Genomic DNA, 26,700 nt, shown 5'->3' with positions numbered 1-26,700 from the left:
CTTTTCAACGCTGGCTTAGTAAATTCGTGTAAACCCGCAGGGCCAGGCAGGATACGCTACAGTTAACGCCATGATAAAGAAACCGTAATTTTTCGCGATCCGCCTCCAGGAGTTGGTCGATAAGCTGAATATAATCGTGCTCAGCCACACGCAAACCGCTACCATATTGTCCGGGCTCTATACGACCAATTTCCCCTTTGATAATGATAATCCTGCAGCACTTACAAGAAGGTTCTCATGGCAAATAACATTCGTATCGAAGAAGACCTGTTAGGCATGCGCGAAGTCCCGGCCGATGCTTATTATGGTGTTCATACTCTACGTGCGATTGAAAATTTTTATATCAGTAACAGCAAGATCAGCGACATTCCAGAGTTTGTTCGCGGCATGGTGATGGTAAAAAAAGCAGCGGCAATGGCGAATAAAGAGCTGCAAACCATTCCACGCAACATTGCTAATGTGATTATTCAGGCCTGCGACGAAGTGCTGAACAACGGCAAATGCATGGACCAGTTTCCGGTAGATGTCTATCAGGGTGGTGCAGGCACGTCGGTGAACATGAATACCAATGAAGTTCTGGCCAATATCGGTCTGGAGCTGATGGGTCATCAGAAAGGGGATTATCAGTTCCTTAATCCTAACGATCACGTTAATAAATGTCAGTCCACTAACGATGCCTACCCTACGGGTTTTCGTATTGCCGTTTACACCTCGATTTTGAAGCTGTTGGATGCCATCGGACAGCTGAGTGAAGGCTTTGAGCGGAAAGCGGCCGAGTTCTCTTCCGTGCTGAAGATGGGCCGTACGCAGTTACAAGATGCCGTGCCTATGACGCTGGGGCAGGAATTCCATGCCTTTAACGTGCTGCTTAATGAAGAGATTAAAAACCTTCTGCGTACCGGTGAGCTGCTGCTGGAGGTGAATCTTGGCGCAACGGCTATCGGTACGCGCCTGAATACGCCAGAAGGTTATCAGCATCTGGCCGTGAAAAAGCTGGCGGAAGTCAGCAACCTGCCTTGCGTACCGGCGGAAGATCTTATTGAAGCGACGTCAGACTGCGGTGCCTATGTGATGGTGCACAGCGCGCTTAAGCGCCTGGCTGTTAAGCTGTCGAAAATCTGTAACGATTTGCGCCTGCTCTCTTCAGGTCCGCGAGCGGGTTTAAATGAAATTAACCTGCCGGAACTTCAGGCCGGTTCCTCAATTATGCCTGCCAAGGTCAACCCGGTCGTGCCTGAAGTTGTGAATCAGGTCTGCTTTAAGGTCATCGGCAATGACGTTACGGTGACTATGGCCTCTGAAGCTGGCCAGCTGCAGCTGAACGTTATGGAACCTGTGATTGGCCAGGCACTGTTCGAGTCGGTTCATATCCTGACTAACGCCTGCTCTAACCTGCTGGGAAAATGCGTCAACGGGATTACGGCAAACAAAGCCGTCTGTGAAGCTTACGTGTTTAACTCTATTGGTATCGTCACTTACCTGAACCCTTATATTGGGCACCATAACGGCGATATCGTCGGTAAAATTTGTGCTGAAACGGGTAAAAGCGTTCGGGAAGTGGTGCTGGAACGTGGGCTGCTGACCGAAGCGGAACTGGACGATATTTTCTCAACCCAGAACCTGATGTATCCGGTTTATAAAGCCAAACGCTATACCGATGACAATGAGTAATATGCACCGGTAAGCCATAAGGGCACGTTAGTTCAGCGAACAACGTGCCCTTTTTTTTGCCTGTGTTTACATATTTTCAACCCGTTACTAACACTACTACCAATGGAGCAACGTATGATTTTGCCAGAGCTGATTATCGTGCTGGCGGCGATATATTTAGGCGCACGCCTCGGTGGGCCAGGTATCGGCCTTGCCGGCGGGGTTGGAGTACTGATCCTTACGCTGGGATTCCAGATTAAGCCCGGCGCCATTCCTTTCGACGTGATAGAAATTATCATGGCGGTGATCGCCGCTATTGCCGCTATGCAGGTTGCCGGCGGTATGGATTACCTCGTTAGCCTTGCTGAGCGGCTCCTGCGTAAGCATCCACGCTACATTACTTTTTTGGCCCCTCTGGTCACTTATTTTATGTCCTTGCTGGCAGGCACTGGCCATACCGCTTTTTCTACTTTGCCGGTGATCGCCGAAGTTGCTAAAGAACAGGGGGTGCGCCCTTCCCGTCCGCTTTCCATTGCGGTCATAGCCTCACAGGTGGCCATAACGGCCTCGCCTCTTTCTGCGGCCGTGGTGTTCTTTTCCAGTATCCTGGAGCCGAAAGGCATCAGCTATCTGGGACTGCTTTCTGTCGCTATCCCATCGACGATGATCGCTATTTTCCTTACGGCGCTGGTGACTAACTTTCTTGGTAAAGAGCTAAAAGAGGATGATGTTTATCAACAACGTCTGGCTAAAGGTGAGGTTGTGCTGCGAGGTGAGACGGTATTTGAAGAAAAACCTGGCGCAAAGCGCTCAGTACTGCTTTTTCTGTTCGGTATCCTTGCCGTAATGCTGTATGCCACCGCTATCAGTGAAACCGTTGGGCTGATCGCTAATCCTGTCTTACCTCGCAACGAAGCGATCGTCGTGTTTATGCTGACCATTGCCGCGCTGATATGCCTGAGCTGCAAAGTCGATACCAGCAGCATTCTCTCTGCCAGCACGTTCAAATCGGGGATGAGTGCCTGTATCTGCGTCATGGGCGTTGCCTGGCTTGGCGATACCTTTGTTAAAGCGCACATCGGTGAAATCCAGCAGTTTGCCGGTCAGTTGCTGCAAGACTATCCCTGGATGCTGGCCGTGATTTTGTTTTTCGCGTCCACATTACTTTATTCACAGGCCGCGACGGCTAAAGCATTAATGCCTGCTGCGCTGCTGCTTGGCGTTTCACCCGTGACCGCTGTGGCCTCATTTGCTGCCGTTTCTGCTTTATTTGTTCTGCCGACCTACCCCACTTTGCTGGCAGCCGTTGAAATGGACGATACGGGTTCAACACGCATCGGTAAGTTCGTATTTAATCATTCATTTATTGTTCCCGGCACGCTGGCAATTGTGCTATCTGTCGCATTCGGCTTTATCTTCGGCCATTTACTTCTCTAGGCTGCTTACCGGGCTGCGTGTTAATGCGCTCAGCCCGGTACACCGTTTACATCCTGTAAAAGCACCACCCATCAGGTCATGATATAGTCTGCGCCCCGCGAAAGATCGCCAGTACCGCTCACCATGAGCGTGCTGTAAGTTAGCGCTCTCGGATGTATTCCCAGATGGAGAAAGTGAGTTCCGCCATGGTTAAACGCCTCACGCACTGTTTTTTGCTGCTATTTATGATCCTGTCCTCAGGTGCCCACGCCTCTTTGTTCGGGCCAGGCAACGGCACGCATTTCGGCACGGTTAATCAGGCCTTCAGCTTTGACTTCAGCCAACGCGCCGGGAACCTGACGCTCAGCTGGCAGGTTAAGCCTGGCTATTACCTCTATCGCCAGCAAATCCATATTAAGAGCCAGGGTGCCACACTGGCGGACTGGACGCTGCCTGCGGGTAAACCTCATGAAGATGAGTTTTACGGGAAAACTGAAATTTACCCAGAAAGTTTGACGATCCCTTTAACGCTATTACAGGCTGAAAAAGGTGCCACGGTAAGCGTTACTTATCAGGGCTGTGCCGCCGCAGGCTTTTGCTATCCACCGGAAACCCGCACGGTCCCCTTAGATCCGATTAACGCATCCAGTATTACAACAGATGCTCAGGAGATGAAGGCTGGAAAGTCAGCATCGACGTCGGGTGACAGCCGCACTAAACCGGCGAATGCAGCGCAGAAAAAGCAGCCTGAAGAGTTGCCTTTTTCGCCGCTCTGGGCGCTCTTAATCGGCATTGGCGTCGCGTTCACGCCTTGCGTGTTACCGATGTATCCGCTGATATCCGGCATCATTCTGGGTAGCAATCGACGCTATTCGCTACGCCGCCTGTTTGCGCTGGCGATGATTTACGTACAGGGAATGGCGCTGACCTATACGGTGATGGGCATTGTCGTCGCGGCAGCCGGTTTACGCTTCCAGGCTGCCCTTCAGTCTCCAGCCGTGCTGATTGGACTGTCCACGTTATTTATCTTACTGGCGCTGTCAATGTTTGGTCTCTTCACGTTACAGCTGCCTTCCTCACTGCAAACCCGTCTGACGTTGTTAAGTAATCGTCAGCAAGGCGGCTCGCTGCCTGGCGTATTCTTAATGGGCGCGCTGGCGGGGCTGATTTGCTCACCCTGCACCACGGCACCGCTCAGCGCTATCCTGCTCTATATTGCGCAAAGCGGAAATATGCTGGCGGGTGCGGGGACCTTATATCTCTATGCGTTAGGCATGGGACTGCCGCTGATTGCCGTAACGCTGTTTGGCAATCGTCTGCTGCCGAAAAGCGGTGCCTGGATGCAAACGGTAAAAGAAGGGTTTGGTTTTGTGATCCTTGCACTACCGGTTTTTTTGCTGGAAAGAGTCACGGGCGAAACATGGGGCGTGCGTCTTTGGAGCGTACTGGCCGTGGCATTTTTCGGCTGGGCATTTATCAGCGTTAAACCGAATAACGGATGGCTGCGTTGCGGAAAAATTCTGATGCTGATGGCTGCACTCATCGCTGCTCGCCCGCTTCAGGATTGGGCCTTTGCTACGCCTGTTGGGCAAACCGACGCCGTTCACCTGGACTTTAAGCGTATCCATAATGTGGCGCAGCTTGACCAGGTGCTGCAACAAAGTAACGGACGAATCACCATGCTGGATCTGTATGCCGACTGGTGTGTAGCCTGTAAAGAGTTTGAAAAGTACACATTCAGTCAGCCGGAAGTCCAGCATGCATTAGGAAAAACCCAATTGCTGCAGGCAGACGTAACGGCGAATAATAGTGATGACAGCCAGCTATTACAGCAGCTGAACGTTTTAGGATTGCCCACCATTCTGTTTTTTGACGCTAAGGGAAATGAAATTCCTCAGTCGCGCGTCACGGGTTTTATGGACGCCACCACTTTTATGCAGCATTTGCAGAAACTGGCACGGTAAACGACACTGGATAAGGAACTCACGGCTCCGGCCCTGAGAATGCATACAAGAGGAGAGTCACTTGCAACGTGAACAGGTACTCGAGCATGCGCTAAATGTACTCGAGCAAAACGGGCTGGCCGCTTCAACATCTTTCGCTATGATGGCGGACGCTGCGGCCTGCCAGGAGCAGGATTTACATCGCTACTGGCCCGATCGTGAGGCGCTACTGTATGACGCCTTACGCTATCACAGTCAGCAGATTGACATCTGGCGGCGCAAACTGCTGCTGGATGACTCGCTAAACAGGGAACAGAAACTGCTGGCGCGCTATCAGGTTCTGGAAGACGCCGTAAACAATAACCGCTATCCGGGTTGTTTGTTTGTTGCCGCCTGTAGCTTTTACCCACAGCCAGACCATCCTGTCCATCAGGTCGCCGATCAGCAGAAACGAGCATCCTGGCAATATAGCCATGACTTGCTGTCTCAGCTTGAGCTGGATAATCCTACGCTTGTGGCGCATCAGATGGAGCTGATACTGGAAGGTTGCCTCAGTCGACTGTTGGTAAAACGCAACGTTCAGGAAGTGGTGGTTGCCCGCTCTCTTGCTGAAGATGTGCTGAGTATTGCTCTGTGTCGTAAAAATGGCGCGCTGGCCTGAACGTCTTTCGTGCTGGATGGATGAATTGCAGCCAGTTAACCTGCAATTCGTCGTTTTTTTTGAAAAACCATTGACGTAAGACGGGCTTTACGGTTTAATGCGCCCCGTTGCCCGGATAGCTCAGTCGGTAGAGCAGGGGATTGAAAATCCCCGTGTCCTTGGTTCGATTCCGAGTCCGGGCACCATCATTTAAAGAACCCGCCTTACGGCGGGTTTTTGCTTTTTACCCGAAAAGAAATGGGCTTCCAAAAAAGTCTGTCTCAACAAATTTTTAGCTGCATCGGTAGTATGTGGATTAATTTTTTATCAATATTCACTGTTATTGTTATAGTAATTTATTTGCACAAAATCTTAAGAAGATTAGCCAAATTTCCCTCGGTCCAGAGCAAGCGTTCCCTCCTCCCTCATATCTTTCAATACCCGACTGATCGAACTTTTAGATAAATAAGAACTGTTTTCAATAAGGTACATCACAGAAAATCGTCTCTTCAAATGTTCTGGTATTGTCTGCCAGCGTTCAATGAGCGCCCGAACTTCACTCGCTGAGGTGTCCCGGTTGAGTGAAATATGCTGCATTAAATTCGTATACTCTAATGCCAGGATAGCCATCGCATCATCTAACATGCCATGCTCTTTCACGCACTGCCAAAACACATCGTAGCTGACGTGCTTTATTTTTCCATAGTCCACCCGTTCAAGATATAAGGGCATATCTTCCCTGTAAGGTGTGAATCCCGTCACAAGAGGAGCAGACACAATGCTCATTATCTTATTCCCCTCTCTCACTTTTATAAAAAAATCTCCGTCAGTAAGAAGGTATACGACACGCTGTCCTTTTTTTGAAAAAGTATATCTCCGCTTTCCTCTGGAGATTTCATCAGGCTCTGAGTTAACGGCAATGGGCATCAGTAACTCAATGAGTTTCTTATTACTTTCATAGGAATCAAACATATATAATCCAGATGTTATCTGTGTAATTACGAATAAAAATTTAATTTTTTATAATCATACGTGGCAATGGAAAATCTTACCGATCGCACTCTTCTCAATTATTCATTGATTATAAAACGAGCCTGAATCAGAAATTTCCCGCCTTGCCAGATATCAGTGACAAATGCCCAATAACGCGACAGGCATGCTATTGCTGTATGCATCCGGATAAAATAAAATCATTCCGTGATAAGTTGACTCCATAAACTTCTCCATCGTGATATCTGTATAACAGTCTAAAACGACCAGGATCTGAGCTAACTAAAGCAAGATATTTATTTTATGTTCTTTGTTGCAAGATAAGAACAAAAAATTAACAATCCTTTCTAAATCATCTTAAAAAAAGGTTAGAGATCCTCCCATGTAAGAAAAACTTCAATAGTATGCCATTTTCATGACGATTTTCCTCATCTTGAAGAAACATTCTTATAGTCAGTTTGCATTAAATGTTATACTCTTTCTTAAAATAATTATTCTTTTTATTACTACAATGCTTGACAGGTTAATAACTTCAATGAGAAAAAGGAAGTTGGAATTCTTGAATGGCGCTCACACATCACTTTAGATAAACATTTAGGAAATTTTTAGTAAACTTTTGGATAGCATTAATGTAAAACCAGACAAATACATTTGAGTACATAAGGTACTCCCTACCACCCTGCCTAACCAGAAATTTACACAGGAAAAAATAAATAAAAAGACTCTGTTTTATTACCTTATATGTTAACACTTAGTGGCGCTTACCCCTTACAGGAAAAAATTAAAACACATAAAAAACAATAACATAAGATTCAGATAATTTCTAAATGTACTCCACAACGTCTTTTAACCCTATGAATAAGAAAGAAACTCCAAAAATATCCTAAAACTTATACAAACAGCCAATAATGAAATTTTTATGGCGTAAATTTCTCGTAAGCAAATTTAAGTCTGCTATTGCCAATCCCGCTTATAGATGAAAGAATGATTTCTGATACAAAATGAGCTTATAATGAGGAGGTACTCGATTAAAAAAATTCATTACTTTCCATTTAAAAAAATATAAATTCATCTATAAGATGAACGGCCGCCTCATGCCTTTTGATAAAATTGGATGAGAATGTTGGGTTGTTCAACGCGTTAAAATTACCTTTTATTTTAATAGAGAGCCGCTACTTGCTAATGAACGAATGTGTATCGAAAAAAAACATAAGTAATATTTAATTTTAAACCTTAGAATATTCAAAAGGTAAGCTTTACTTATGTAGTATAAAGTACCAGGAGAAATAATGCATATGGAAGATGTAAAAAAAATTGTAAACGTTGTTATTTACTATGACTTTGTCATTTTTGATAATGCAATTTGTGAGTATATAAAGAAAAAAGTTGAACCAGATGCTATATCTGTAACTTCTCATGCCCAGCACCAGGAGCTCATCAAAAAAATTAGCAATGGGGAAGTTGATATAATATTTACTGATTATAATTTTCTCTACAAAAACTGCACAACAAGTGAGCTATTGTTTTTTCAGAATTTATGCACTAAGAACAATGTCAAGATATTGGTTTTTGTGCAAATAAAAAACAGGGCAGTTATTAAGCAAATAATTAATAGAAAATTTAATGCGCTTATCGGTACTCAAGATGATATGGGAGAGTTTCAGAAAGCAATTCACCATTTAACATCAGAGAGTACACAACCATTTATTTCGAAGTCGATTCAGAAAATACTACGCGAATCAACCGATGATCAGGGGAAAAACTCACTCACGTCTAAAGAATGGGAAGTTTTTTTCCTGGTTACGCAAGGGTATTCTCTTTCCGACATTGCAGCAAAGAAAAACAGAGCGATTAGTACAATTGCTACGCAAAAACAGAATGTCATGAAAAAATTAGACATCAAGACTAATGCTGAACTGCTGAAGTATGCTTATATGAATGGAATGTTATAAATATGAAAATATGGAAATTTTCTTTACTCACTGTTCCAGCAATTTTTTTTGTTTCGAACGTTCATGCAATTACACTACAGCAATCTATTTTAGCTGCCAGTACTTATGACACCGAGTACCGGGCCGCAGCTAATTTGCATGATGCTGAAGGCCAAAAAAGATATCAAGGCTTTGCAGGGTTACTACCTGAAGTTACTTTAACAGGAACATATTATAAACAGGACCAGCCAGGTGCTTCATATGCTGCTGGTATAAAAAGGCATAACTACAGTGTAAATGTCGCTCAGCCAATATTCGATATTTCGCGTTTTGCCGCATGGAAAAGAGCCGATGCTACGGCTGACCTGGCTGATGCAAACTTTTTACTTTCTCAGCAAAAATTAATACAAGATGTCAGTAAATCCTGGTTTACTGTTATTTTTTCACGTAAGCAGTTGGCAACGCTGCAGCAAGAGGTAAAAGCGTATGAAATTCAGTTAGAGAAAGCAAAACGAGCCATGCAAATTGGTGATGGTACCCAGTTAGATGTTGATGAAGCTGCAGCTAGTTTTGATCGTTCCAGAGCAGAGATGATTTCTGCTGAAAACGAACTAAACCATGCCAACATTGATTTTAACCGGTTAACAGGCCTGGCTGCGGATGAGATAAAAGAAACAAATATGCAATGTCTCTTTCATCCTGTTAAAAGATCGCTAAAAGAGACCGTTGCCCGTTCTAAACAAAAAAACCTGAATATTGTTGCTGCGTTGCATCGGCTTGAAGAATCAAAATCGGATGTAATTAGCGCTACCGCGGCACATCTACCCGTGGTCACTCTGCAGGCTAACTATGGCGCTAACTGGAGTCGTGCCGAAAACGAGAATGGACTTGACGTTCTTTTTGGAAGTACATCCAAAACCAGAAATACTTATGTAGGTATCAATGTTTCGGTACCCATATTTGCAGGTGGAAGATATCTTTCTCAGAGCTTTGAAGCGGCAAGCCGGCGTAATCAGGCACAAGAATTAATGCATGATGCCCAGCGAAAAGTTGCACAGGATACACAGGTTGCCTGGTATGGGGTAAATAATAACCTTGAAAAAATTTATGCTTATCAGCGTTCAACGTTATCTGCAAAAAAGAAACTTGATTCAACAGTCTACGGGAAGGAAGTTGGCTTACGAACTCTGGTAGATGAGTTTAATGCGGAGAAAGAACTGTTCAAGTCCTTGCAGGACTTAAATGAAGCAGAAAATAATTTTGTGCAGCAAAAAATCAGTCTTGCATCTTCAACAGGAGATTTAGATTATTCGACGTTGCATGATTACACCTGTAATTAAAAACTATCTAATGGAACTTATATGAGTAATAAGCTATTCAGGGATGAAGCATTAGAGGCTAATCGCTCCAAAGCAGTAGGAAAAGTTGCACTCTATTGCCCCCCTTACAGATGGATTCACATTTCTTTGGTCGTCATTGTTACGCTCATTGTCGTGCTGTTTTGCTTCTTTGGAAGCTATACCAAACGTGAAACGGCAACGGGAACGTTGTTACCTGTTAATGGCGTGATGAATATAATGTCGGTAAACAACGGTACAATCACTGATTTGAATATGGTAACAGGCCAGATCGTAAAAAAAGGTGAACCTCTCGCTACGATTTCGTCAGAAATTGCCACACAATATGGTCAGACTCGCGTCATGATTGCTGAGCAGCTTTCGCGTCAATCTGCAGGTCTGGAAAATGAACTAAAAAATCTGCAAACCCTGGATGAAGAAACCATGCGGGGGCTCAGTGACAAGAAAAAAATGCTGGAACAGCAGCTAAATCAGCTTGCTCAAATGCGTTCACAACGCCTTTCGCAGGTTAATCTTGCCAGAAAACAGGTTGATAAATTTCAATTGATGCGTGAAAAGGGATTCGCATCGAATAGTCAGGTCGAGCAACAACAATCGGCTTTACTGGATGCTGAGTCTCGCCTTTTAGAAGTTAACAGACAGCGTATTGATATACAGCAACAGCTTACTCAAACGCAACAGCAAATAAGGGAACAGCCTGTTAACACGCGTAATAAAAAAAATGAAATAGAGCGACAGCTTTCCAGCGTGAAACAATCATGGATGGAAAATGAATCACGCCGGGCCGTAAAACTTCTGGCTCCGGAAGATGCCATTATTGGTTCTGTTTTAGTTAAGCCAGGACAAATTGTTAATGCCGGCCAATCTGTAGCTTCTTTATTGCCTCAGAATGGCGATCTTGTCGCCCGCATTATGGTATCCAGTAGAGCAATTGGATTTATTAAAACTGGTCAGCGTGTTGTACTTCGATTTCAGGCTTACCCTTACCAAAAATTTGGGCAGCAATTTGGGTCCGTCGCAGAAATATCTCGCGTATCACTTTCCCCTCAGGAAATCACCCAGCTGACTGGTGCAACTCAACAGGTCCAGGAGTCATTTTATCAAGTGCGGGTAAATCTGGATAAACAAGTTATCAGTGCCTATAGCAATGAGATCAAATTGCAGCCGGGCGGTGCAGTAGAGGCCGATTTTATTATAGACAAACGCCATTTGTATGAATGGGTACTTGAGCCTCTTTATGCTTTGGGTCGTCAGACGTCTATTTGATTAATTTTACGGGTTTCGCTAATAATGAAAAACTTTAAAGACTTACAATTTTCCTGGCGTAAAAAACTGCCTGTGTTGCACCAGACTCAGGCAGCTGAATGTGGCCTCACCTGCGTAGGTATGATTGCGGGTTATTATGGCTATAAAACCGATATGATCACGCTTCGTCGTTCACATGCTACGTCATTAAAAGGTGCGACGCTGGCAGATGTTATGCAAACAGCCAATAATATGGGCTTGTCCGGGCGTGCATTACGCCTTGAGCTGAACGAACTTAATAAGTTACAGCTTCCTTGCATACTGCACTGGGATATGAATCACTTCGTTGTGTTAAAAAGCGTATCGAAGAATAAGATAACCTTGCACGATCCGGCTCGTGGCAAATGTGAGATTCCTCTGGATGAGGTATCCTCTTCTTTCACGGGCGTAGCGTTAGAACTTTATCCCAACTGTAATTTTGAGCAGAAGCAGGAAAAAACGCAGCTATCCATGCTGAAATTGTTTTCCAATGTTTCCGGAATTGGTTCTGCTTTTGTGCAAATAATGGTGCTATCTGTCGCCCTGGAAGTGTTTGGACTTTTGTCACCTTTCTATATGCAGTGGGTTATGGATCAGGTACTGGTGTCAGCGGACCGCGATCTCTTAACGCTACTGGGCATTGCCTTTATCTGCGTCATCTTGCTGCAAACGGCTATATCGGCACTTCGTTCATGGGTAACGACATGGTTTTCGAGCCTGCTAAGTATACAGTGGTCAACTAATGTCTGTACCCATCTTCTGGGATTGCCGATGACCTGGTTTCAGGAAAGGCATATTGGTGACATTGTTTCCCGATTTGGTTCTATTTCAACAATACAGAATACGCTAACTACACGTTTCATCAGTACCATCCTTGATGGTGCAATGGCTGTGATCACGCTGTTTGTTCTGTTCAGCTATAACGTGACGTTAACCTATATCGTCTTAGCGACTGTTGCTGTGTACACCTTGTTAAGGGCAATCTCATTTCGTCCTTTCCGCCAGGCAAATGAAGATCAGCTTATCGCTTCAGCAAAAGCGCAGTCACAGTTGCTTGAATCGATCAGAGGCATGCAGGCTGTTAAACTGAATAATAAGGAAGAGATTCGTGTATCAAGCTATGCCAGTGAATTAGTTCAGGTAACGAATAAAGGCATTCAGATCCAGCGTTTGTCAATTTTTTTCACCGTTCTGCAGGGTCTGACTTCAGGGATTAGCCGCATTGCCTTGATATGGCTGGCGGCGATACAGGTGCTGGAAGGTAATTTCAGCGGTGGGATGTTAGTAGCCTTTATTAGCTTTTCGGATCAATTTATCTCGCGCATGACTGGCCTGGTCGACGCCGTCATTGACTTTACTATGTTACGCTTACACGGTGAACGTCTGGCGGATATCGTTCTGACTGAAACCGAAGAGAACACCGCAAACCAGGTTAAATTTCAAGAAGATGGGTCACCTTGCGGTGTTGAAATTAAAAATATTAAGTTCAGGTACTCTGAATCAGAACCTTATATTTTGAATGACACCAGTTTTACCATTCAACCTGGTGAATCCGTGGCTATTGTTGGTCCTTCAGGCCAGGGTAAAACGACACTAGCCAAACTTTTATTGGGCTTACTTCGCCCTGAGTCGGGTGAGCTTTGTATCAATGGCATTGATATTACCAAATTGGGAATGAAATATTATCGCGATCGCATAGGTAGCGTAATGCAGGACGATATACTTTTTGCTGGTTCTATTATGGATAACATTTGTTTCTTTGATACCGTTTACCATGAAGAAAGGGCCATGGAAGTCGCAAAACTAGCCCGAATCCATGAAGATATAGTTGCCATGCCAATGGGATATAACAGTCTGGTGGGTGATATGGGCTCGTCATTATCCGGCGGACAAATTCAGCGCGTATTACTGGCTCGAGCGCTTTATCGTCAGCCGCAATTACTGGTACTGGATGAAGCAACCAGCCATTTGGATGTCGCCAGAGAATCAGCAATCAACAGTGCAATTTCTCAAATGAACGTTACCCGAATTATTATTGCACACCGCCCAGAGACTATTATGAGTGCCGACAGGATTATTTATCTTGAAAAAGGTGAAATTAAACAGTTAGAAAAAGAAACGCTTTTCCCGAAAAAATAGATTTTATACTATTGTTGTGCGTTTCAATTTCAAGCTATTATTACTTCCACGGAACAGGTTAGTTCTGAATCACAAACAAATTAAAAGGGAAATTTAATGCGTCAGTTAAACACATTTGAAATCAATGAAGTATCAGGTGCAGGTTTTTTTAGTTCTATCGGAGCTGCCGCGCTTGGGACAGTTATGGGTTTGGGGACCGGTGTTATTAAAGGTGGCATAGCTGGAGGTAACACGGGTGGTGTATTAGGCGCCGGGATTATTGCGGCCGGCGTTGGTGTAATCGTTGGTGGCATAGCCTATAGCCTTCAGGGTGCCCTTTATGGCTTGGTTAATGATTGGGATAAGACACTGGAATTGTTTAATACCAATACTGAATACTTCCTCGACTACTCTAATAATTTACCTAAATAAAATCCAGGTTAATAAATGCGTAATATTCATAAAAATGAAATGGAAGTGGTTGCAGGCGGAAGTTTAACCAGCGATATCCTGGATTATTTTAAGGGGAGTGATTCTTCTGAAAATAACAAGGACTGGACCAGCCCATCGACTGTTGTATCTCCGGCCATCGGCCAGGGTGATAAGTTCGGGAAAGTTGTTGTCGGCGCGCTGGTTATTGCCGCTACTATCTTCTCAGCTGGACTTAACGGAGTTTTCGGTTTAATGACCCGAAAGTGATGACCTATGACTGATTAATAACCAGTCAATGTCATCTGTAAAAAAGGACTAAGTTCTGGATTCCCTCCAGCTCTTATCAAGTAATATTGTAAAATATGAAATTATTAAGGATTTTAAAATGAAAAAGACACTTATTGCATCAGTACTGATTTCGGGTATGGGTTTCGCTGCATTTGCTACTTCAGCCGCACCAGCAGGCACCATTACCATTAATGGTAAACTGACTGCTTCTACCTGTTCTGTAAAAGTTGATGACAGTGCGAACGGTGATGCAACTATTACTCTGCCTACCCTTTCTACCGCTAATTTGGCTAAATCCGGTGAAGTAGCTGGCGCAACCAGCTTCGTCATTAAAATGACCGACTGTACGCCTGCCACAGGTAATGTACGTGCCTATTTCGAATCAGGTGCTAATGTGGATTCAGCTACTGGTCGTCTGAATAACGCTGCTACCGGTGATTCAGCAGCTCAAAATGTTCAGGTACAGCTGCTTAATGACAGCGATGTTGCTCTGAGTGCTGGTAGCGATTCCCAGCGTAGTAATGCAGCAACTGCACTGGCTTCAGGTGCAGCGAGCATGACTTATCAGGCACAGTACTATGCAACTGGCGCTTCTACCCCTGGCGATCTGACTACTGCGGTAACTTATTCTGTAGATTACGAATAAAAACCCCGTAAATGAAAATCGGGGGGGCACCCCCGATTTTATTAAGGATAATTCATGTCAACATCAAAAACAAAAAACACACTCCCTCTTTTTTCTCTGCTTTTACTTTCTTTTTTTGCTAACAGTGTTTACGCAAATGTTATAATTCATAGCACCCGGATTATATATCCTGAAAATGAGAAGGAAATAGTTGTTTCTCTTGAAAACAAAGGGACCAAACCCGCACTTGTCCAGTCATGGATCGATGATGGAAATACTAATGCCAAAATTAAGCAGATGGATGTGCCTTTTATCATTCTTCCGCCTGTTTCTCGCATCGAACCCTCTCAGGGTCAGAGCCTGAGGATTTCGTATACAGGAAAATCGTTACCAGCAGACAGGGAGAGTGTTTTTTGGTTTAATAACCTGGATATCCCGCCTGCATCGGAGAATAAAAGCGGCAATGAAATGCAGATGGCATTCCGCAGTCGGATTAAGCTTTTTTTCCGCCCGAACGCTATCAAAGGTACGACTTCAAATGAAGCTGTAGAAATGCTCCTTGTTACCTACCCAGATGAAAAACGGAAAAAAATAAATATTCAAAACAACTCACCTTTATATATTACGATATCATCCGTTGATATTTTACGTGGCGAAAAGACAGTAACCTCGTTAGAAGGAAAAATGATTCCACCTTTCTCCAGTGAATCATATGTTACGAAAGAAATTGCGTCAGGTGAAGGATACACTACTGTAATTAGTTACATTAACGATTATGGCGCAAAGGTAAAAAAGAAGTTTAATTAAAGAATTTAAATTATCTCATCAGGGATGAAGGATAAAGGCATGCTGTCCAGCGAAAAATTCACCTTATCGAAAATAAAAATACTAACTAGTGCCGCCTTTGCTTTTTTGTCATTACAACAATCTTACGCTCTGGCTGAAATTAAATTTAACCCTGACTTTATTAACAATACTACCGGACAGAGCGTTGATGTTTCTCGATTTTACGGTGAGTACAAAGTCCAGCCAGGTGAATACACCCCAGATATCTATCTTAACGGAAAATTAATTGGTCGTAATCGGATAGTTGTAAGTGATGTTGGAGGAAGGTCAGCTGTCTGCGGCAGCCTGTCACTTATTGAATTGAGCAGGATTAAGCTAACCACTTTCTCTGAAGAGGATATTGCTCGCCTGAAAAACTTGTCGCAATGCATTCCCTTTTCTCAGCTCGTATCAAACTCCAGCGCCGAATTAAACTTGTCGACTATGCGACTAAATTTATCTGTTCCTCAGGCCCACATCAATCAGCAGGCGAGAGGCTATGTGCCGCCTTCAATGTGGTCCTATGGTGAAAATGGCCTGTTTGCGAACTACAACACCAATTATTTTGAACAGCACAATGGTAAACAGACAACCCAATCTTTCTATGGTGATTTTCGCAGTGGCATTAATTTAGGGCCATGGCTGCTTCGCCACTCTGGCGCATTACGTTGGAACGACACTAACGGTAGCCATTATAATGTTTTCAGCACAAATATTCAGCGGGATATCGTGCCGTTAAGTTCTCGTCTTTTGCTGGGTGATGCAAACACTTCTGGTGAAATTTTCGACACGTTCTCCTTTAGGGGTTTACAGCTGGCTACAGCCGATCAAATGCTGCCTGATTCACTGCGTGGATATGCACCGGTTGTAAGGGGAATAGCTAAATCTAATGCCAGAGTCACTATACGGCAGCGTGACAAAATTATTCATGAAACTACGGTTCCGCCCGGCGAGTTTTCAATCAACGATCTTTATCCTACCGGCTACGGCGGAGACTTAGAGGTAACGGTTACAGAGTCTGATGGAACCCAATCTTCTTTCTCCGTACCCTATGCTTCTCTGGCTCAACTATTGCGCCCGGGACAACATAATTACAATCTGGTAATAGGGCAGCTACGTAATTTTACTATCGCCAGCCAACCTTATATTGCCCAGGCGACCTACAAACAGGGTATTAATAATCTCATTACTGCCTATACCGGTATAACCGGTACCGAGCATTGGAGTTCTGCTGTGGCAGGATCTGCCCTGGGCACAAGCATGGGTGCTTTTGCTTTAGATGTTACAGGTACACGTTTTAATTACAAAAATGAAACCCATAATGGTGCGAGCTTAAGAGCCAGCTATAGCAAATTTCTTGCTGCTACCGGCAGCAGTGTTTCACTGGCGACCTATCGTTTTTCATCATCTGGTTATCTGGATTTATATAATACAGTTTACCTTCAAAATAAACTTGAAAGAAATGATAAATCCTGGTCATTCAATGATATGAACCGGCCTAAAAGCCGCGTCTCATTAACGCTGTCACAAAACCTCAGTGAAGATTGGGGACAACTTTATATCAGTGGCTATCGCGAAAATTATTGGAATAAAGATAAAACCAATACGCAATACCAGCTCGGCTATAATAACCATTATAATTCAATTAGCTATGGTTTATCGGTTAATAAAAACATTACTAATAGCGGGTCAGAAACCCAGTACTTGCTGAATTTTACCCTGCCATTAAGCTCAGGAAAACATGCTTCCAGTGTTAACAACTATACCACGTTCGATAAAAACGGCTTGAGCACCCAGCTTGGACTTAGCGGTCTTGCTGGCGAACGCGATCAATTTAATTACAACGCAACGGCAGGCAGAGACTATAACAATAATTATTCAGGTAACATCAGCGGCTCCACGCTTTTGCCTCAGACCACGCTGAATGGCAGCTACTCCAGCGGCAAGAACTATTATGCATTTTCTGGTGGTGCAAGTGGAAGTATTGTTGGTTACAGCGATGGCATTGTCCTGAGTCCTTATAGCAACCTCAACACCATAGCTATCGTGTCTGCGAAAGACGCGGGCGGGGCAAGCGTGGAAGGGTATACCGGTGTTGTACTTGATAGTCGCGGTCAGGCGATAGTGCCTTATCTGAATCCTTATCGAATCAACCGTGTCTCCCTTAACCCCAAGGGCTTGCCTTATGATGTCGAGCTACAGAGTACCAGCCAGCAAATAGCTCCGCATCAGGGCGCTATTGTCAAAATCACTTACCCGACACAGCGAGGCCGCATGGTGCTGATCCGTGCCAGCCTGCCAGATGGCGATACGCTGCCTTTTGGTGCCTCAGTGACCAATGAAAGCGGTGATGACATCGGGGTCGTCGCGCAAGGCGGGCAGATTTATGTACGCCTGGCAGAAGATAAACAACGTCTGACGGTACATTGGGGTGCCAAGGACATACCCGGCTGTAGTTTCGACGTCAGTCTGGAAGGCTCTGGCGCTCGCTCCCAACAGAGCTTTGACCGGCTGAGCCGGGTTTGCCAGCCGCTGTCACATGATACGATTCCCCAGACTTCAACAGCCATAACGGCAGTAGCAGGTCTTATCGGCAGTAAAAATACTGCAACACTGCTCAGGGATTGAGACAATGAATGTATACCAAACCTTAACGTTTATCCGCCGGTGTGCGTTGATCCTGCTGATGACAACCTGCTCCCAAGCCTGGGCAGAACTGAATTGTGATTTTGCCAGTGGCTATCAGGATACAACAGCGCTTGACTTTAATCTGATCCCAAATCAGATTCAGACCGACATGCCCATCGGCACCGTGCTTTACAGTAAAACCATGCATTTGTCCCTATGGTGCGCAAAAAAGGTGACGGGAAATTTCTGGGAAGAAGAAAATGTCTATATCAACACCAAAAACCTGTCTAATGCCCTGGGAAGTAACAGCGGCTTAACGATTTTTGTCACCGTTAATGGCGACAGAAATTATACCGCACGTCGCTTCGATCTGGGTATTAGCACAGCTATTCCCTATGTTGCAGGCCTTAGCACGGATACCTATCTTAATTTTGAACAAGATATTTTAATAGAACTGGTCAAAACAGGCGAGAATACGACTTTAAGCCCTAAAAGCTCACAGATACGCGTTTTTGATATAGGTTCAGTCGGCGAGGGTAGTCTCCAGTTCAATATGAAGAATACCGCCAAACTCACCTTTACGACGCAAACCTGCGAAGTTACCGGCGATGGAAACTATACATTTTCCCTTCCTTCGCTGGATATCAGCCAGGTTTCCGCACAGGGTCAGGTTGAAGGCTTCAATCACGATTTCAATGTTGATTTGACCTGCAACTCCAGCCTCTGGAGCACGTTAGGTATTTATATGAGCCTTACCGGACAAGGCATTACTGGTCTGGAAAAAGAAGGTATTTTCTCTTTCAAAGATCTGTCGACCGGTGAAGTTTCTGACGAAATCGCGGCACAGATTTTCCGTCAGGATGGTAGCAATTGGCTGCCGGTTACGCTTGGTGAAAAATTTAAGTTTGCAGAATTTGGGAGTGGTTTTTCTACCGTTTCTATCCCACTTCGAGCTGGCTATTACGCGCTAAAGAGCAGTCTTTCACCAGGGGATTTCCAATCCATTGTTATCTACACAATTAGTTATGAATAATAATAAAGGAACCAACTATGTCTAATTTGATGAATTTTTCCTGCCCAGAGGGCACGTTTACTCTGCCACAGGATGCGGCATTTCACACCGTGAATATTATTGCTTTCCCTGATGGGAGCAATATCACCATCAACCGCGATAAATATGCGCAGGGAAGTACTTTCGCTGACTATCTGGCGGGACAGATGCAGAAGCTTAACGGCGGGCTGCCGGGTTTCAAATTGCTCAATGAGGAGACACTCCCTGCTCATGCTGGTTTTACCGAAGCACATGCGCTGGGTTTTACCTTTATGAATCAAACCACGCCACTGTGGCAATTCACGGCGCTGGCACAAGTCCGTCCCGGCGAGCTGATGCTTTTCGCCGCAACCTGTCCAAGTGAGCAAAATTATAATCTGATGCGTGACAGAATCCTCACCAGCGTTAGCGACTTTACCCGGCAGTAAGGTACTTAAGTTTAGGCGCGGTCAATCCCCGCGCCTGCTTACCCTGTTGTAAAAACTTTTCATTACTCTTAAGTAGATGGAAAATCCAGCAGTGCCGCGATCAGAGATGCTCTGGTGAATATTCTCAATGACCCTGAATAAGACGACGAGCGGAAATGAATCGTTGTGACTCTACTCTCCCCTGGCAATTGTTACCGCTTCGTCAATTTTTTGCCGATTCACTGACAACGTTTTTTTCAGATAAATGCTGAAATCTATCGCTGGCTCGCTTCTGGCGCGTCTGTTTGTGTCATCGGTTAGCGTCACAACTTGCCTGGCAACGAAAAAAAACGCTATCGGGCTTGATTGCTGACTGCAAAAGATAATACTGTATTTATATACAGTCATCTTACGAGATAACCCCATGAATTTTCTTCGACCTCCTGAGGTTCAGGCACTGGTGCAGCTGCCCCTTTTTTTGGCACGTGTTCCCTGCGGCTCGCCCTTTTCAGCCCAGGACTATGTCGAGCAGCGGCTGGATTTAAACGAGCTGCTCATCCAGCGGCCTGAGAGCACCTATTACATTCGCGTCAGCGGCGATTCAATGAAAGATGCTGGTATTGATGACGGCGATTTGCTGGTGGTCGATAAGAGCCTGACAGCCGATCAGGGCGATATCGTAGTCGCCGCCATCAACGGTGAATTTACCGTCAAAAAACTCCAGCTGCGCCCGGATGTGCGACTGCTGCCGATGAACGATGCCTGGGTGCCGATTATTCTACAGGCGGAAGAGCAGCTGGAAATTTTTGGCGTCGTCACCTTTACCATCAAAGCGATGGAATAACCGGAGAGTGGATATGTTAAAGAATCGGGTTTACAAGCCCTGCCAGACTGGCGAGGTCGATCGCACTCTCTCTTCCTCCAGCCATCAGGTGAAGTTTCTGTTCAGCAAGCTACAGGATTTGGTGCCGACCAACCAGGACTGCTACCTCAGCGCCTGCAACGGCAGCCTGTGCATTATCGATCGTTACCGTCCGGCCGTGGCGGGTAGTCGTGTTCTGATTGATATCGCCGGTCGTTGTGAATGGGCGCGCGTTCGACGTAGCCCTGAACATATTGTCACCGAACAGGGAAGAGTCATTACCGGTGAAGAATTAAAAGAAGTTACTATTATTGGCGTTGCAATCCATGAAGTGGTACCGACTTTTCGGCCCGCCACGCAGCGTTGATCGTTCAAATCCCGAACCTGGATTGTTTGCTAACCCCATCGCTATCAGCATGTAATACCGGTTTTACTCGCTCCTGCGCGGTACACTCAAATTTCCATTCTGCGCGGCCAGGGGTTGGGATGGCCTGCGAACAGCAACGTTTAGCAGCGGTTTTTTTGATGGCGCAAAGTTCAGGAAGCCATCCTTTTCCGTCAGCTGGTTTAGCGGCAAAGACAGACAAGAACAACGCCCGACCACTGGCCGGGCGCTTCTGCCGAAATTATTTCGCGTAAGCTTCGGTAGAAATGGTCAGCTTCACGTCATCGCCAACGGAAGGGACATATTTATCCAGCTTGAAGTCAGAACGTTTGATGGTGCCTGTTGCATCAAAGCCAATCGCCTGCTTTTTCACCATCGGATGCATACCTTGCTTGTTCAGCACAGCATGCAACACCACCGGCCTGGTGATGCCCTTGATGGTCAGATCGCCGTGCACGTCCAGTTTGTTGCTGCCGGTGCTAACGACTTTGGTACTTTTAAAGGTCGCCGTAGGGTACTTGGTGGTATCGAAATATTCCGCGCCTTTAAATTCGCTGGTCAGTGCATCGACGTGTGTGTCAATCGTGCCAACCGGAATAGAAACGTCGACTTTGGATTTGCCCACGCTGCTGGCGTCGTAATCAATGTTGCCGGTGACGTTAGACAAGTCCGCCGTTGGATGAGAAAAACCAAAGTGGTTCCAGGAAACGACAACTGAAGTATGGCCCGGATCCATGGCATAGGTTTCTACCGCTGCCGCAGAAAACTGCGAATAGAGGGCGGAACTGATTAATAGCGGTAAGGTAATTTTTTTAATTAATGACATGCGATTTGCCCTTATTTTCACAAAGTGTGTCGATGATAGTGCAAGATAAGTCGCCGGGCCGATAGTGAAGATATTTGACCAGGTCTGTCAAAAAGATTAGACAAGTCTCATCAAATTGCCTGCTTAACCGCTTTACAGGCCGAATAAAGTCGCGCTACGGCGGTAAGACATAGCCAGGTCAAAGCGCGTCGTTCCTCTTCTGTTGTTTCGAATAAAATGCTTAATAATTTTTATGTTTTTTACCCGCTGGCTGATAAATCATCGGTGGTGGAACAAAGCCCGCTAGCGTTGCGTGGTAAAAATCTGGCGTATTTATCGGGGACCATTTTTTCCGGGCAGTTTCTCTCTTCTTTTATGACCTGAATCCCAGGAAAGAGAGGCCGTGTCTTTGTGGCAGCGGCGATTATCGTGATGGCGATGCTGCTTTGAGGATGGTTAAAAACGCCGGAAGGGAAACAGCGGGAGAGACAGTCTCTCCCGTAAAATATTTAAGCCTGAGCAACAAATGCCCTGACCACATCCTGCCATGGTGTAACCGGATGACCCGTTAGCTTGCTCAGAGTATGGCTGTCATCAAACAGCGCGCCCTTCGCCGCATTGGCATCAGAGTCAGCCAGCATCTCCGCCAGCGCATGCGGCAGGCCTGCGCCTTTCAGCGCGGCGGCAAACTCTGCTTCCGGCAGATCAATGTACTGGATCGCTTTGCCGCTCGCTTTGGCAATTTCAGCGGTGAACTGCGCGAGCGTATAAGCCTCGTCGCCTGCCAGTTCAAACGTTTTGCCAGCCACATCCTGGCGGGTCAGTACAACGGCAGCCGCTTCGGCATAATCCTGACGGCTCGCCGACGCAATTTTTCCTTCGCCCGCTGCGCCAATAAAAGCGCCATGCGCCACAGCTGGCGCGATACTGGCCGCATAGTTTTCGGTATACCAGCCGTTACGCAGAATGGCATAAGGGACTCCGGAGGCGATTAAAGCCTGTTCCGTTGCACGATGTTCGCCACCCAGCCCCATGCTGCTGCTGTCCGCATGCAGCAGGCTGGTGTAGGCCAGCAGCTTCACGCCCGCCTCTTTAGCCGCAGCAATGACCGCTTTGTGCTGCACTTCACGCGAGCCGATTTCGTTGGAGGAGATCAGCAGCACCTTTTCAACGCCAGTAAAAGCATTCAGTAAGGTATCAGGCCGAGTGTAATCCGCCTGACGAACCTGCACGCCCAGCGCAGTCAGGTCGGTGGCGTTTTCCGGGGTCCGGACGGCTGCAATAATTTCTCCCGCGGGGACTTTTTTCAGTAAAGCTTTAATCACTTGTTGGCCCAGTTGGCCAGTCGCGCCAGTAACAGCAATCATGATGCTCTCCTTGTAGCTCAATAAAAAACGGTTCACCGGCAGCGCCGGAGAAATTGCTTTGACCCGACCAGCCTATGTCATACACTAACTAAAAGTAAGTACTTACAGGAATGTTAGTGTGGAAAAAATCTCATCAGCCTGTTCGCTGAGCGAAAAATTTCGCCGGGGTGAACTGCTTAATACCAACTGCCCTTCACGGGATATCCTGAAGCGTTTGACCAGCCGCTGGAGTGTGCTGGTGCTATTGGCCTTGCAGGACGATACGCTGCGCTTTGGCGAGCTGCGCCGCAAAATCGGCGGCGTCAGTGAAAGAATGCTGGCCCAGACGCTACGTTTTATGGAAGAAGATGGCTTCGTCGAGCGTATCGCTTATGAAGTCGTCCCACCGCACGTGGAATATCGTCTTTCGCCGCTGGGCCATGAAATCCGGGGACAGGTCGTGGGCCTGGCCGACTGGATTGAAATGAATCTGTTCCAGATAATGGAACATCGCCGCGATTTTTCCGCCCCCATTGGCGAATAAAGCGTCAGTTATTTGACGGGTCAATCACCACCAGCCGTCCTTCCTTTGCACTGAGCAACGCGGCATCCAGCACTTCCAGCGTGCGTATCGCCTGTTCGGTCGTTACGGGCGGTTCGCCATTTTCGCGAACCGCCGCGGCAAACGCCTCGTAATAGGCATGATAGCTCCCCTGCGCGGACGGGATCTTCTCGGCGCTGCCCGCCGTATATAGCGTTCCCCAGTGTTCCGGTTGTTCGTAGCCCCATCCGGCCGGATCGTCAGCCGGACGTTTACCGGCAAAAATCGCCTGTGCCTGCACGTCGGTGCCCTTTGCAACATAGCTGCCCTTGTCGCCATAAATCCGTAAATCTCGGGCGGAAAGGTGATTCAGCTTGCTTGACGAGATATGCGAATGTACGCCGCTGGTATGGACGAGCGTGATCACAAAGCTGGCATCGGTTGGGCCTTCCGGACGCGCGATCAGATCGGTTTGTGCAAAAACGGATTTTACCGGCCCCAGCAGCCAGACCGCCTGATCCACCAGATGGCTGCCCATATCGCGCAGCAGGCCCCCCATTTCACCGCTTTCGAGCGTGTCCGGATCGTCAAGATCCATCCGGTTGTGTAGCCGCCAGAGCTTGCCGACCCGCTGTTGCTCAAGAAGCTGACGTAGTGTTTGGATATCCGCATCAAAACGGCGATTGTGATAAACCCCTAAAATAACCCCTTTGGCTTTGGCCGCCGCCGCCAGCTCGCGCCCGGTTTTAGCATCTGGCGCAAACGGCTTGTCGGCTATTACGGCCACGCCGGCCTCAATCGCCTCCAGCACCAGCTCGCGGCGGGTTTGCGGCGGTGTGGAAATGGTAACGATATCCACACCGGCGGCCAGGAGTTCAGTGAGGCTGGCATAAATCGGAACATCCGGAAAGTCGGCTTTGACACGCTCAATCGTGGCGGGCGCACGCGCAACGATGCCTGCCAGCTCCAGACCTTTAGCGGCGTTGATAAAAGGTGCGTGAAAATTCTTTCCGCCGGTGCCGTAGCCTACTAATCCTATCTTCATTGTTTGCCTCACCTGATGATTGCTATTTTTCATTTGTTATAGGTATGGCACATAATTTTCATTACTGACATCGCATCACGCTTTTTCGCAGCAAACAAAAAAGGCCTTCATGATGAAGGCCTTCAGACTGCTAATAAACTTAAAGCGCGGGGAACACAAGCCTAGCGCTGAGGCGCGGCATCCGGATACATCGTAAGCAGGCGACGCGTAACGCCGTTCGTCCAGCCAAAGCCATCCTGTAGAGGATATTCCCCGCCTCCTGCCAGAACCGGTGCGCGTCCGGCAACGTTATACTTCTCCACCATCTTGTGGTGGCGGTGATAAGTTGCGCCCGTCACCTGTAGCCAGCGGGTGGCAATCTCTTTCGCCAGCAGCTCCTCGCCGTAGTTATTCAGGCCTTTGATCGCCATCCATTGCACCGGCGCCCAGCCGTTGGGTTTATCCCACTGCTCACCGGTTTCTTCAACCGTGGACAATACGCCGCCCGGCGCAAGCAGATGCGTACGAATCGCGTTTGCCGAGGAAGTGGCCTGTTCCAGACTTGCCATACCAACATACAGCGGCGTCACAGAAGCTGCTGAAAACGCCCCTTTCTCACGCTCCCGCCAGTTGTAATCACGGTAGAAGCCCGCCTGCGCATCCCACAGATATTTATTCACCGTTTCGCGGCGCCGCATCGCTTTCTGTTGAAACAGCTCGGCAGTTTCAGGGTCGTTTTTACTGGCCGACAGCCGTGCAATCGTCGTTTCAAGCTTATAAAGAAACGCGTTTAAATCGATTGGCACGATACTGGTCGTCTGAATACTTTCCAGCCGGCCCGCTTCGCTTAACCAGCGTGAGGAGAAATCCCAGCCCGATGCGGCACCTGCGCGCAAATCGCGGTAAACCTCGCTGGAAGGACGTGCCGAATTTTTCGCGGTTTCCACGTCTTCAAGCCAGGATTCGTCACGCGGCGTGTCCCGATCGTCCCAATAGCGATTTAACACCGAGCCATCCGATAACATGACGGCATGACGATAAGCTTCGCCAGGCAGCAGCGACTCAGCACCGTCCATCCAGAACGCATATTCCTTTTTCAGCTGCTTCAAATACCGGTGCGCCTGGCTAACGCCATCTTTTTCAAACAGCTCAACCATTAATGCAAACACCGGCGGCTGAGAGCGGCTGAGATAGTAAGTCCGGTTGCCGTTTGGAATATGGCCATAGGTGTCGATCATCCACGCAAAGTTGTCCGCCATGTGGCGCAGAAGATCGTTCTGCCCGCCTGCGGCGAAGCCCAACATGCTGAAATAAGAGTCCCAGTAGTAGGTTTCGCCAAAGCGACCGCCGGGCACAATGTAAGGTTCAGGCAGCGGCAGCAGAGACGAGAACTCAGCGCTTTTTTCTGGCTTACGCGTCAGAACCGGCCACAGCGAGTCGATATGCTCGCCCATACTTTTTTCCGGATCGGAGACGTAGCGGCTGTCGTTAACTTTCGGGAGATCAAAATGCTCCAGCACGAAAGCCAGCAGATCAAAATCCTCGCGTTCACGCTGAATAAAATAGCGGTAGAGGATCCTCTCCGGCTCGATTTTCGGCGCACAATCGGCGAACGTTTTACTGTCGGTGAAGATGCGTGAAGACTGTACGGCTTCGAACAGTTCCTGGTAACGGTCAGACGGTGTCAGAATGTCTGGTGCAGGCAAACCACGGATGGGTTCCGGTTGAGGCTCAACCGCGGCGTCCGGACCCGCCTCATAGTCGTGATAAAAGGCGTCATATTCCGTCTGATTATTGTCAACTTGCAGGTCATTATGATTAAAAGTGATAAAAACCTCCTGAGGCCGATGATTGACAATCTCGCTCGGTATATTTTCATAAACAAGTGATCAGTATAGTACTGTCGTCTCATCCTGCAAATTGTTCATTTTATTACCACTGATGAGATAATATTACGAGAAATAAACAGCATCGCTAACGAACCTATTTTCCTCTTATCGCTTCAGTCCGTTAATTTCGCCCTGAGCTGCTCAGCGGTCAGGGTAAAATTGATGCAAAAACACCGTAAACGAAGCAGGCTGCCGATGTGCAGCGCCCGCTTTCTCTACGCAAAATCAGCCACGATCCGCGTAAAGTGAGCCTTAGCCGTTC

Annotated in this window: 24 protein-coding genes and 1 tRNA gene; 20 read left to right on the top strand and 5 right to left on the bottom strand. The window is 46.8% G+C overall.

The window, feature by feature from the left end; translation table 11 throughout:
• Window positions 1–237 precede the first annotated feature (237 nt).
• The 5 genes from aspA (at window position 238) to AAGQ96_RS01915 (ending at window position 5,855) form a co-directional block, all read left to right on the top strand.
• The gene (gene aspA / locus AAGQ96_RS01935) at window positions 238–1,671 is read left to right on the top strand and encodes an aspartate ammonia-lyase (protein ID WP_342754694.1); all 1,434 of its coding nucleotides are present in this window, start codon (window positions 238–240) and stop codon (window positions 1,669–1,671) included.
• Window positions 1,672–1,785: 114 nt separating this feature from the next.
• Window positions 1,786–3,087 (top strand): anaerobic C4-dicarboxylate transporter, encoded by a 1,302-nt coding sequence (locus tag AAGQ96_RS01930; RefSeq protein ID WP_147194417.1) that lies wholly within the window; start codon window positions 1,786–1,788, stop codon window positions 3,085–3,087.
• 185 nt (window positions 3,088–3,272) lie between these two features.
• Complete coding sequence (locus AAGQ96_RS01925; RefSeq protein ID WP_342754692.1) at window positions 3,273–5,030, top strand: protein-disulfide reductase DsbD; 1,758 nt, start codon at window positions 3,273–3,275, stop codon at window positions 5,028–5,030.
• A gap of 61 nt (window positions 5,031–5,091) precedes the next feature.
• Window positions 5,092–5,670: a transcriptional regulator gene (locus AAGQ96_RS01920; RefSeq protein WP_342754691.1), complete on the top strand. Its 579-nt coding sequence runs from the start codon at window positions 5,092–5,094 to the stop codon at window positions 5,668–5,670.
• A gap of 109 nt (window positions 5,671–5,779) precedes the next feature.
• Window positions 5,780–5,855, top strand: a tRNA-Phe gene (locus AAGQ96_RS01915).
• A 175-nt stretch (window positions 5,856–6,030) separates the two neighbouring features.
• Here the strand turns inward: AAGQ96_RS01915 and AAGQ96_RS01910 are convergent.
• Entirely contained in the window at window positions 6,031–6,621 is a 591-nt protein-coding gene (locus tag AAGQ96_RS01910; RefSeq protein ID WP_147194252.1) for a helix-turn-helix domain-containing protein, read from the bottom strand.
• A gap of 1,307 nt (window positions 6,622–7,928) precedes the next feature.
• Between AAGQ96_RS01910 and AAGQ96_RS01905 the strand changes: the two genes are divergently transcribed.
• From AAGQ96_RS01905 to AAGQ96_RS01840, 14 genes are all read left to right on the top strand, one after another.
• Window positions 7,929–8,591 (top strand): LuxR C-terminal-related transcriptional regulator, encoded by a 663-nt coding sequence (locus AAGQ96_RS01905; RefSeq protein WP_342754690.1) that lies wholly within the window; start codon window positions 7,929–7,931, stop codon window positions 8,589–8,591.
• Window positions 8,592–8,593: 2 nt separating this feature from the next.
• Window positions 8,594–9,910, top strand: coding sequence for a TolC family outer membrane protein (locus AAGQ96_RS01900; RefSeq protein WP_147194247.1), 1,317 nt, complete (start codon window positions 8,594–8,596; stop codon window positions 9,908–9,910).
• A 21-nt stretch (window positions 9,911–9,931) separates the two neighbouring features.
• Window positions 9,932–11,194: an HlyD family efflux transporter periplasmic adaptor subunit gene (locus tag AAGQ96_RS01895; protein WP_342754688.1), complete on the top strand. Its 1,263-nt coding sequence runs from the start codon at window positions 9,932–9,934 to the stop codon at window positions 11,192–11,194.
• A 24-nt stretch (window positions 11,195–11,218) separates the two neighbouring features.
• Window positions 11,219–13,351 carry a peptidase domain-containing ABC transporter gene (locus AAGQ96_RS01890; protein ID WP_342754687.1) on the top strand — a complete coding sequence of 711 codons (2,133 nt, stop codon included), beginning with the start codon at window positions 11,219–11,221 and terminating at the stop codon, window positions 13,349–13,351.
• A gap of 96 nt (window positions 13,352–13,447) precedes the next feature.
• A complete protein-coding gene (locus AAGQ96_RS01885) occupies window positions 13,448–13,762 on the top strand; it encodes a hypothetical protein (protein WP_147194241.1) in 315 nt (104 codons plus the stop codon).
• Between the two features lie 15 nt (window positions 13,763–13,777).
• Window positions 13,778–14,029 carry a hypothetical protein gene (locus AAGQ96_RS01880; RefSeq protein ID WP_147194239.1) on the top strand — a complete coding sequence of 84 codons (252 nt, stop codon included), beginning with the start codon at window positions 13,778–13,780 and terminating at the stop codon, window positions 14,027–14,029.
• 118 nt (window positions 14,030–14,147) lie between these two features.
• On the top strand, window positions 14,148–14,696 hold the full coding sequence (locus AAGQ96_RS01875; protein ID WP_147194236.1) for a fimbrial protein: 549 nt from the start codon (window positions 14,148–14,150) through the stop codon (window positions 14,694–14,696).
• Window positions 14,697–14,750: 54 nt separating this feature from the next.
• Window positions 14,751–15,482, top strand: a complete 732-nt coding sequence (locus tag AAGQ96_RS01870; protein WP_147194234.1) for a fimbria/pilus periplasmic chaperone — start codon at window positions 14,751–14,753, stop codon at window positions 15,480–15,482.
• Window positions 15,483–15,521: 39 nt separating this feature from the next.
• Complete coding sequence (locus AAGQ96_RS01865) at window positions 15,522–18,128, top strand: fimbria/pilus outer membrane usher protein (protein ID WP_342754686.1); 2,607 nt, start codon at window positions 15,522–15,524, stop codon at window positions 18,126–18,128.
• Window positions 18,129–18,132: 4 nt separating this feature from the next.
• The gene (locus AAGQ96_RS01860; RefSeq protein ID WP_342754685.1) at window positions 18,133–19,161 is read left to right on the top strand and encodes a fimbrial protein; all 1,029 of its coding nucleotides are present in this window, start codon (window positions 18,133–18,135) and stop codon (window positions 19,159–19,161) included.
• Between the two features lie 17 nt (window positions 19,162–19,178).
• A complete protein-coding gene (locus AAGQ96_RS01855; protein WP_147194229.1) occupies window positions 19,179–19,607 on the top strand; it encodes a DcrB-related protein in 429 nt (142 codons plus the stop codon).
• Between the two features lie 403 nt (window positions 19,608–20,010).
• Window positions 20,011–20,430 carry a translesion error-prone DNA polymerase V autoproteolytic subunit gene (gene umuD, locus AAGQ96_RS01850; RefSeq protein ID WP_147194227.1) on the top strand — a complete coding sequence of 140 codons (420 nt, stop codon included), beginning with the start codon at window positions 20,011–20,013 and terminating at the stop codon, window positions 20,428–20,430.
• Between the two features lie 13 nt (window positions 20,431–20,443).
• A complete protein-coding gene (locus tag AAGQ96_RS01845) occupies window positions 20,444–20,815 on the top strand; it encodes a hypothetical protein (protein ID WP_342754684.1) in 372 nt (123 codons plus the stop codon).
• A gap of 119 nt (window positions 20,816–20,934) precedes the next feature.
• On the top strand, window positions 20,935–21,087 hold the full coding sequence (locus tag AAGQ96_RS01840) for a hypothetical protein (protein WP_168199579.1): 153 nt from the start codon (window positions 20,935–20,937) through the stop codon (window positions 21,085–21,087).
• Here the strand turns inward: AAGQ96_RS01840 and AAGQ96_RS01835 are convergent.
• Together AAGQ96_RS01835 and AAGQ96_RS01830 are read right to left on the bottom strand one after the other, a co-directional pair.
• Window positions 21,075–21,659, bottom strand: coding sequence for a YceI family protein (locus tag AAGQ96_RS01835; protein WP_147194223.1), 585 nt, complete (start codon window positions 21,657–21,659; stop codon window positions 21,075–21,077). The two genes, AAGQ96_RS01840 and AAGQ96_RS01835, sit on opposite strands and share 13 nt — an antisense overlap.
• Before the next feature lie 488 nt (window positions 21,660–22,147).
• The gene (locus AAGQ96_RS01830) at window positions 22,148–23,005 is read right to left on the bottom strand and encodes an SDR family oxidoreductase (RefSeq protein ID WP_342754683.1); all 858 of its coding nucleotides are present in this window, start codon (window positions 23,003–23,005) and stop codon (window positions 22,148–22,150) included.
• A 118-nt stretch (window positions 23,006–23,123) separates the two neighbouring features.
• On the opposite strand from AAGQ96_RS01830, the gene AAGQ96_RS01825 reads away from it, so the two are divergent.
• A complete protein-coding gene (locus AAGQ96_RS01825) occupies window positions 23,124–23,528 on the top strand; it encodes a helix-turn-helix domain-containing protein (protein WP_254446294.1) in 405 nt (134 codons plus the stop codon).
• A 4-nt stretch (window positions 23,529–23,532) separates the two neighbouring features.
• On the opposite strand, the gene AAGQ96_RS01820 is transcribed toward AAGQ96_RS01825, so the two are convergent.
• Both AAGQ96_RS01820 and treF read right to left on the bottom strand, forming a co-directional pair.
• Entirely contained in the window at window positions 23,533–24,570 is a 1,038-nt protein-coding gene (locus tag AAGQ96_RS01820) for a Gfo/Idh/MocA family oxidoreductase (RefSeq protein WP_147194219.1), read from the bottom strand.
• 161 nt (window positions 24,571–24,731) lie between these two features.
• Window positions 24,732–26,357, bottom strand: coding sequence for an alpha,alpha-trehalase TreF (gene treF / locus AAGQ96_RS01815; protein WP_254446337.1), 1,626 nt, complete (start codon window positions 26,355–26,357; stop codon window positions 24,732–24,734).
• Window positions 26,358–26,700: the final 343 nt, after the last annotated feature.

The organism is Pantoea sp. MBD-2R (genome assembly GCF_039134845.1).
Classification (GTDB): Bacteria; Pseudomonadota; Gammaproteobacteria; order Enterobacterales; family Enterobacteriaceae; genus Erwinia.
The sequence above is the reverse complement of the archived record's forward strand: the minus strand, read 5'-3'. Positions and strand labels throughout refer to the sequence as shown.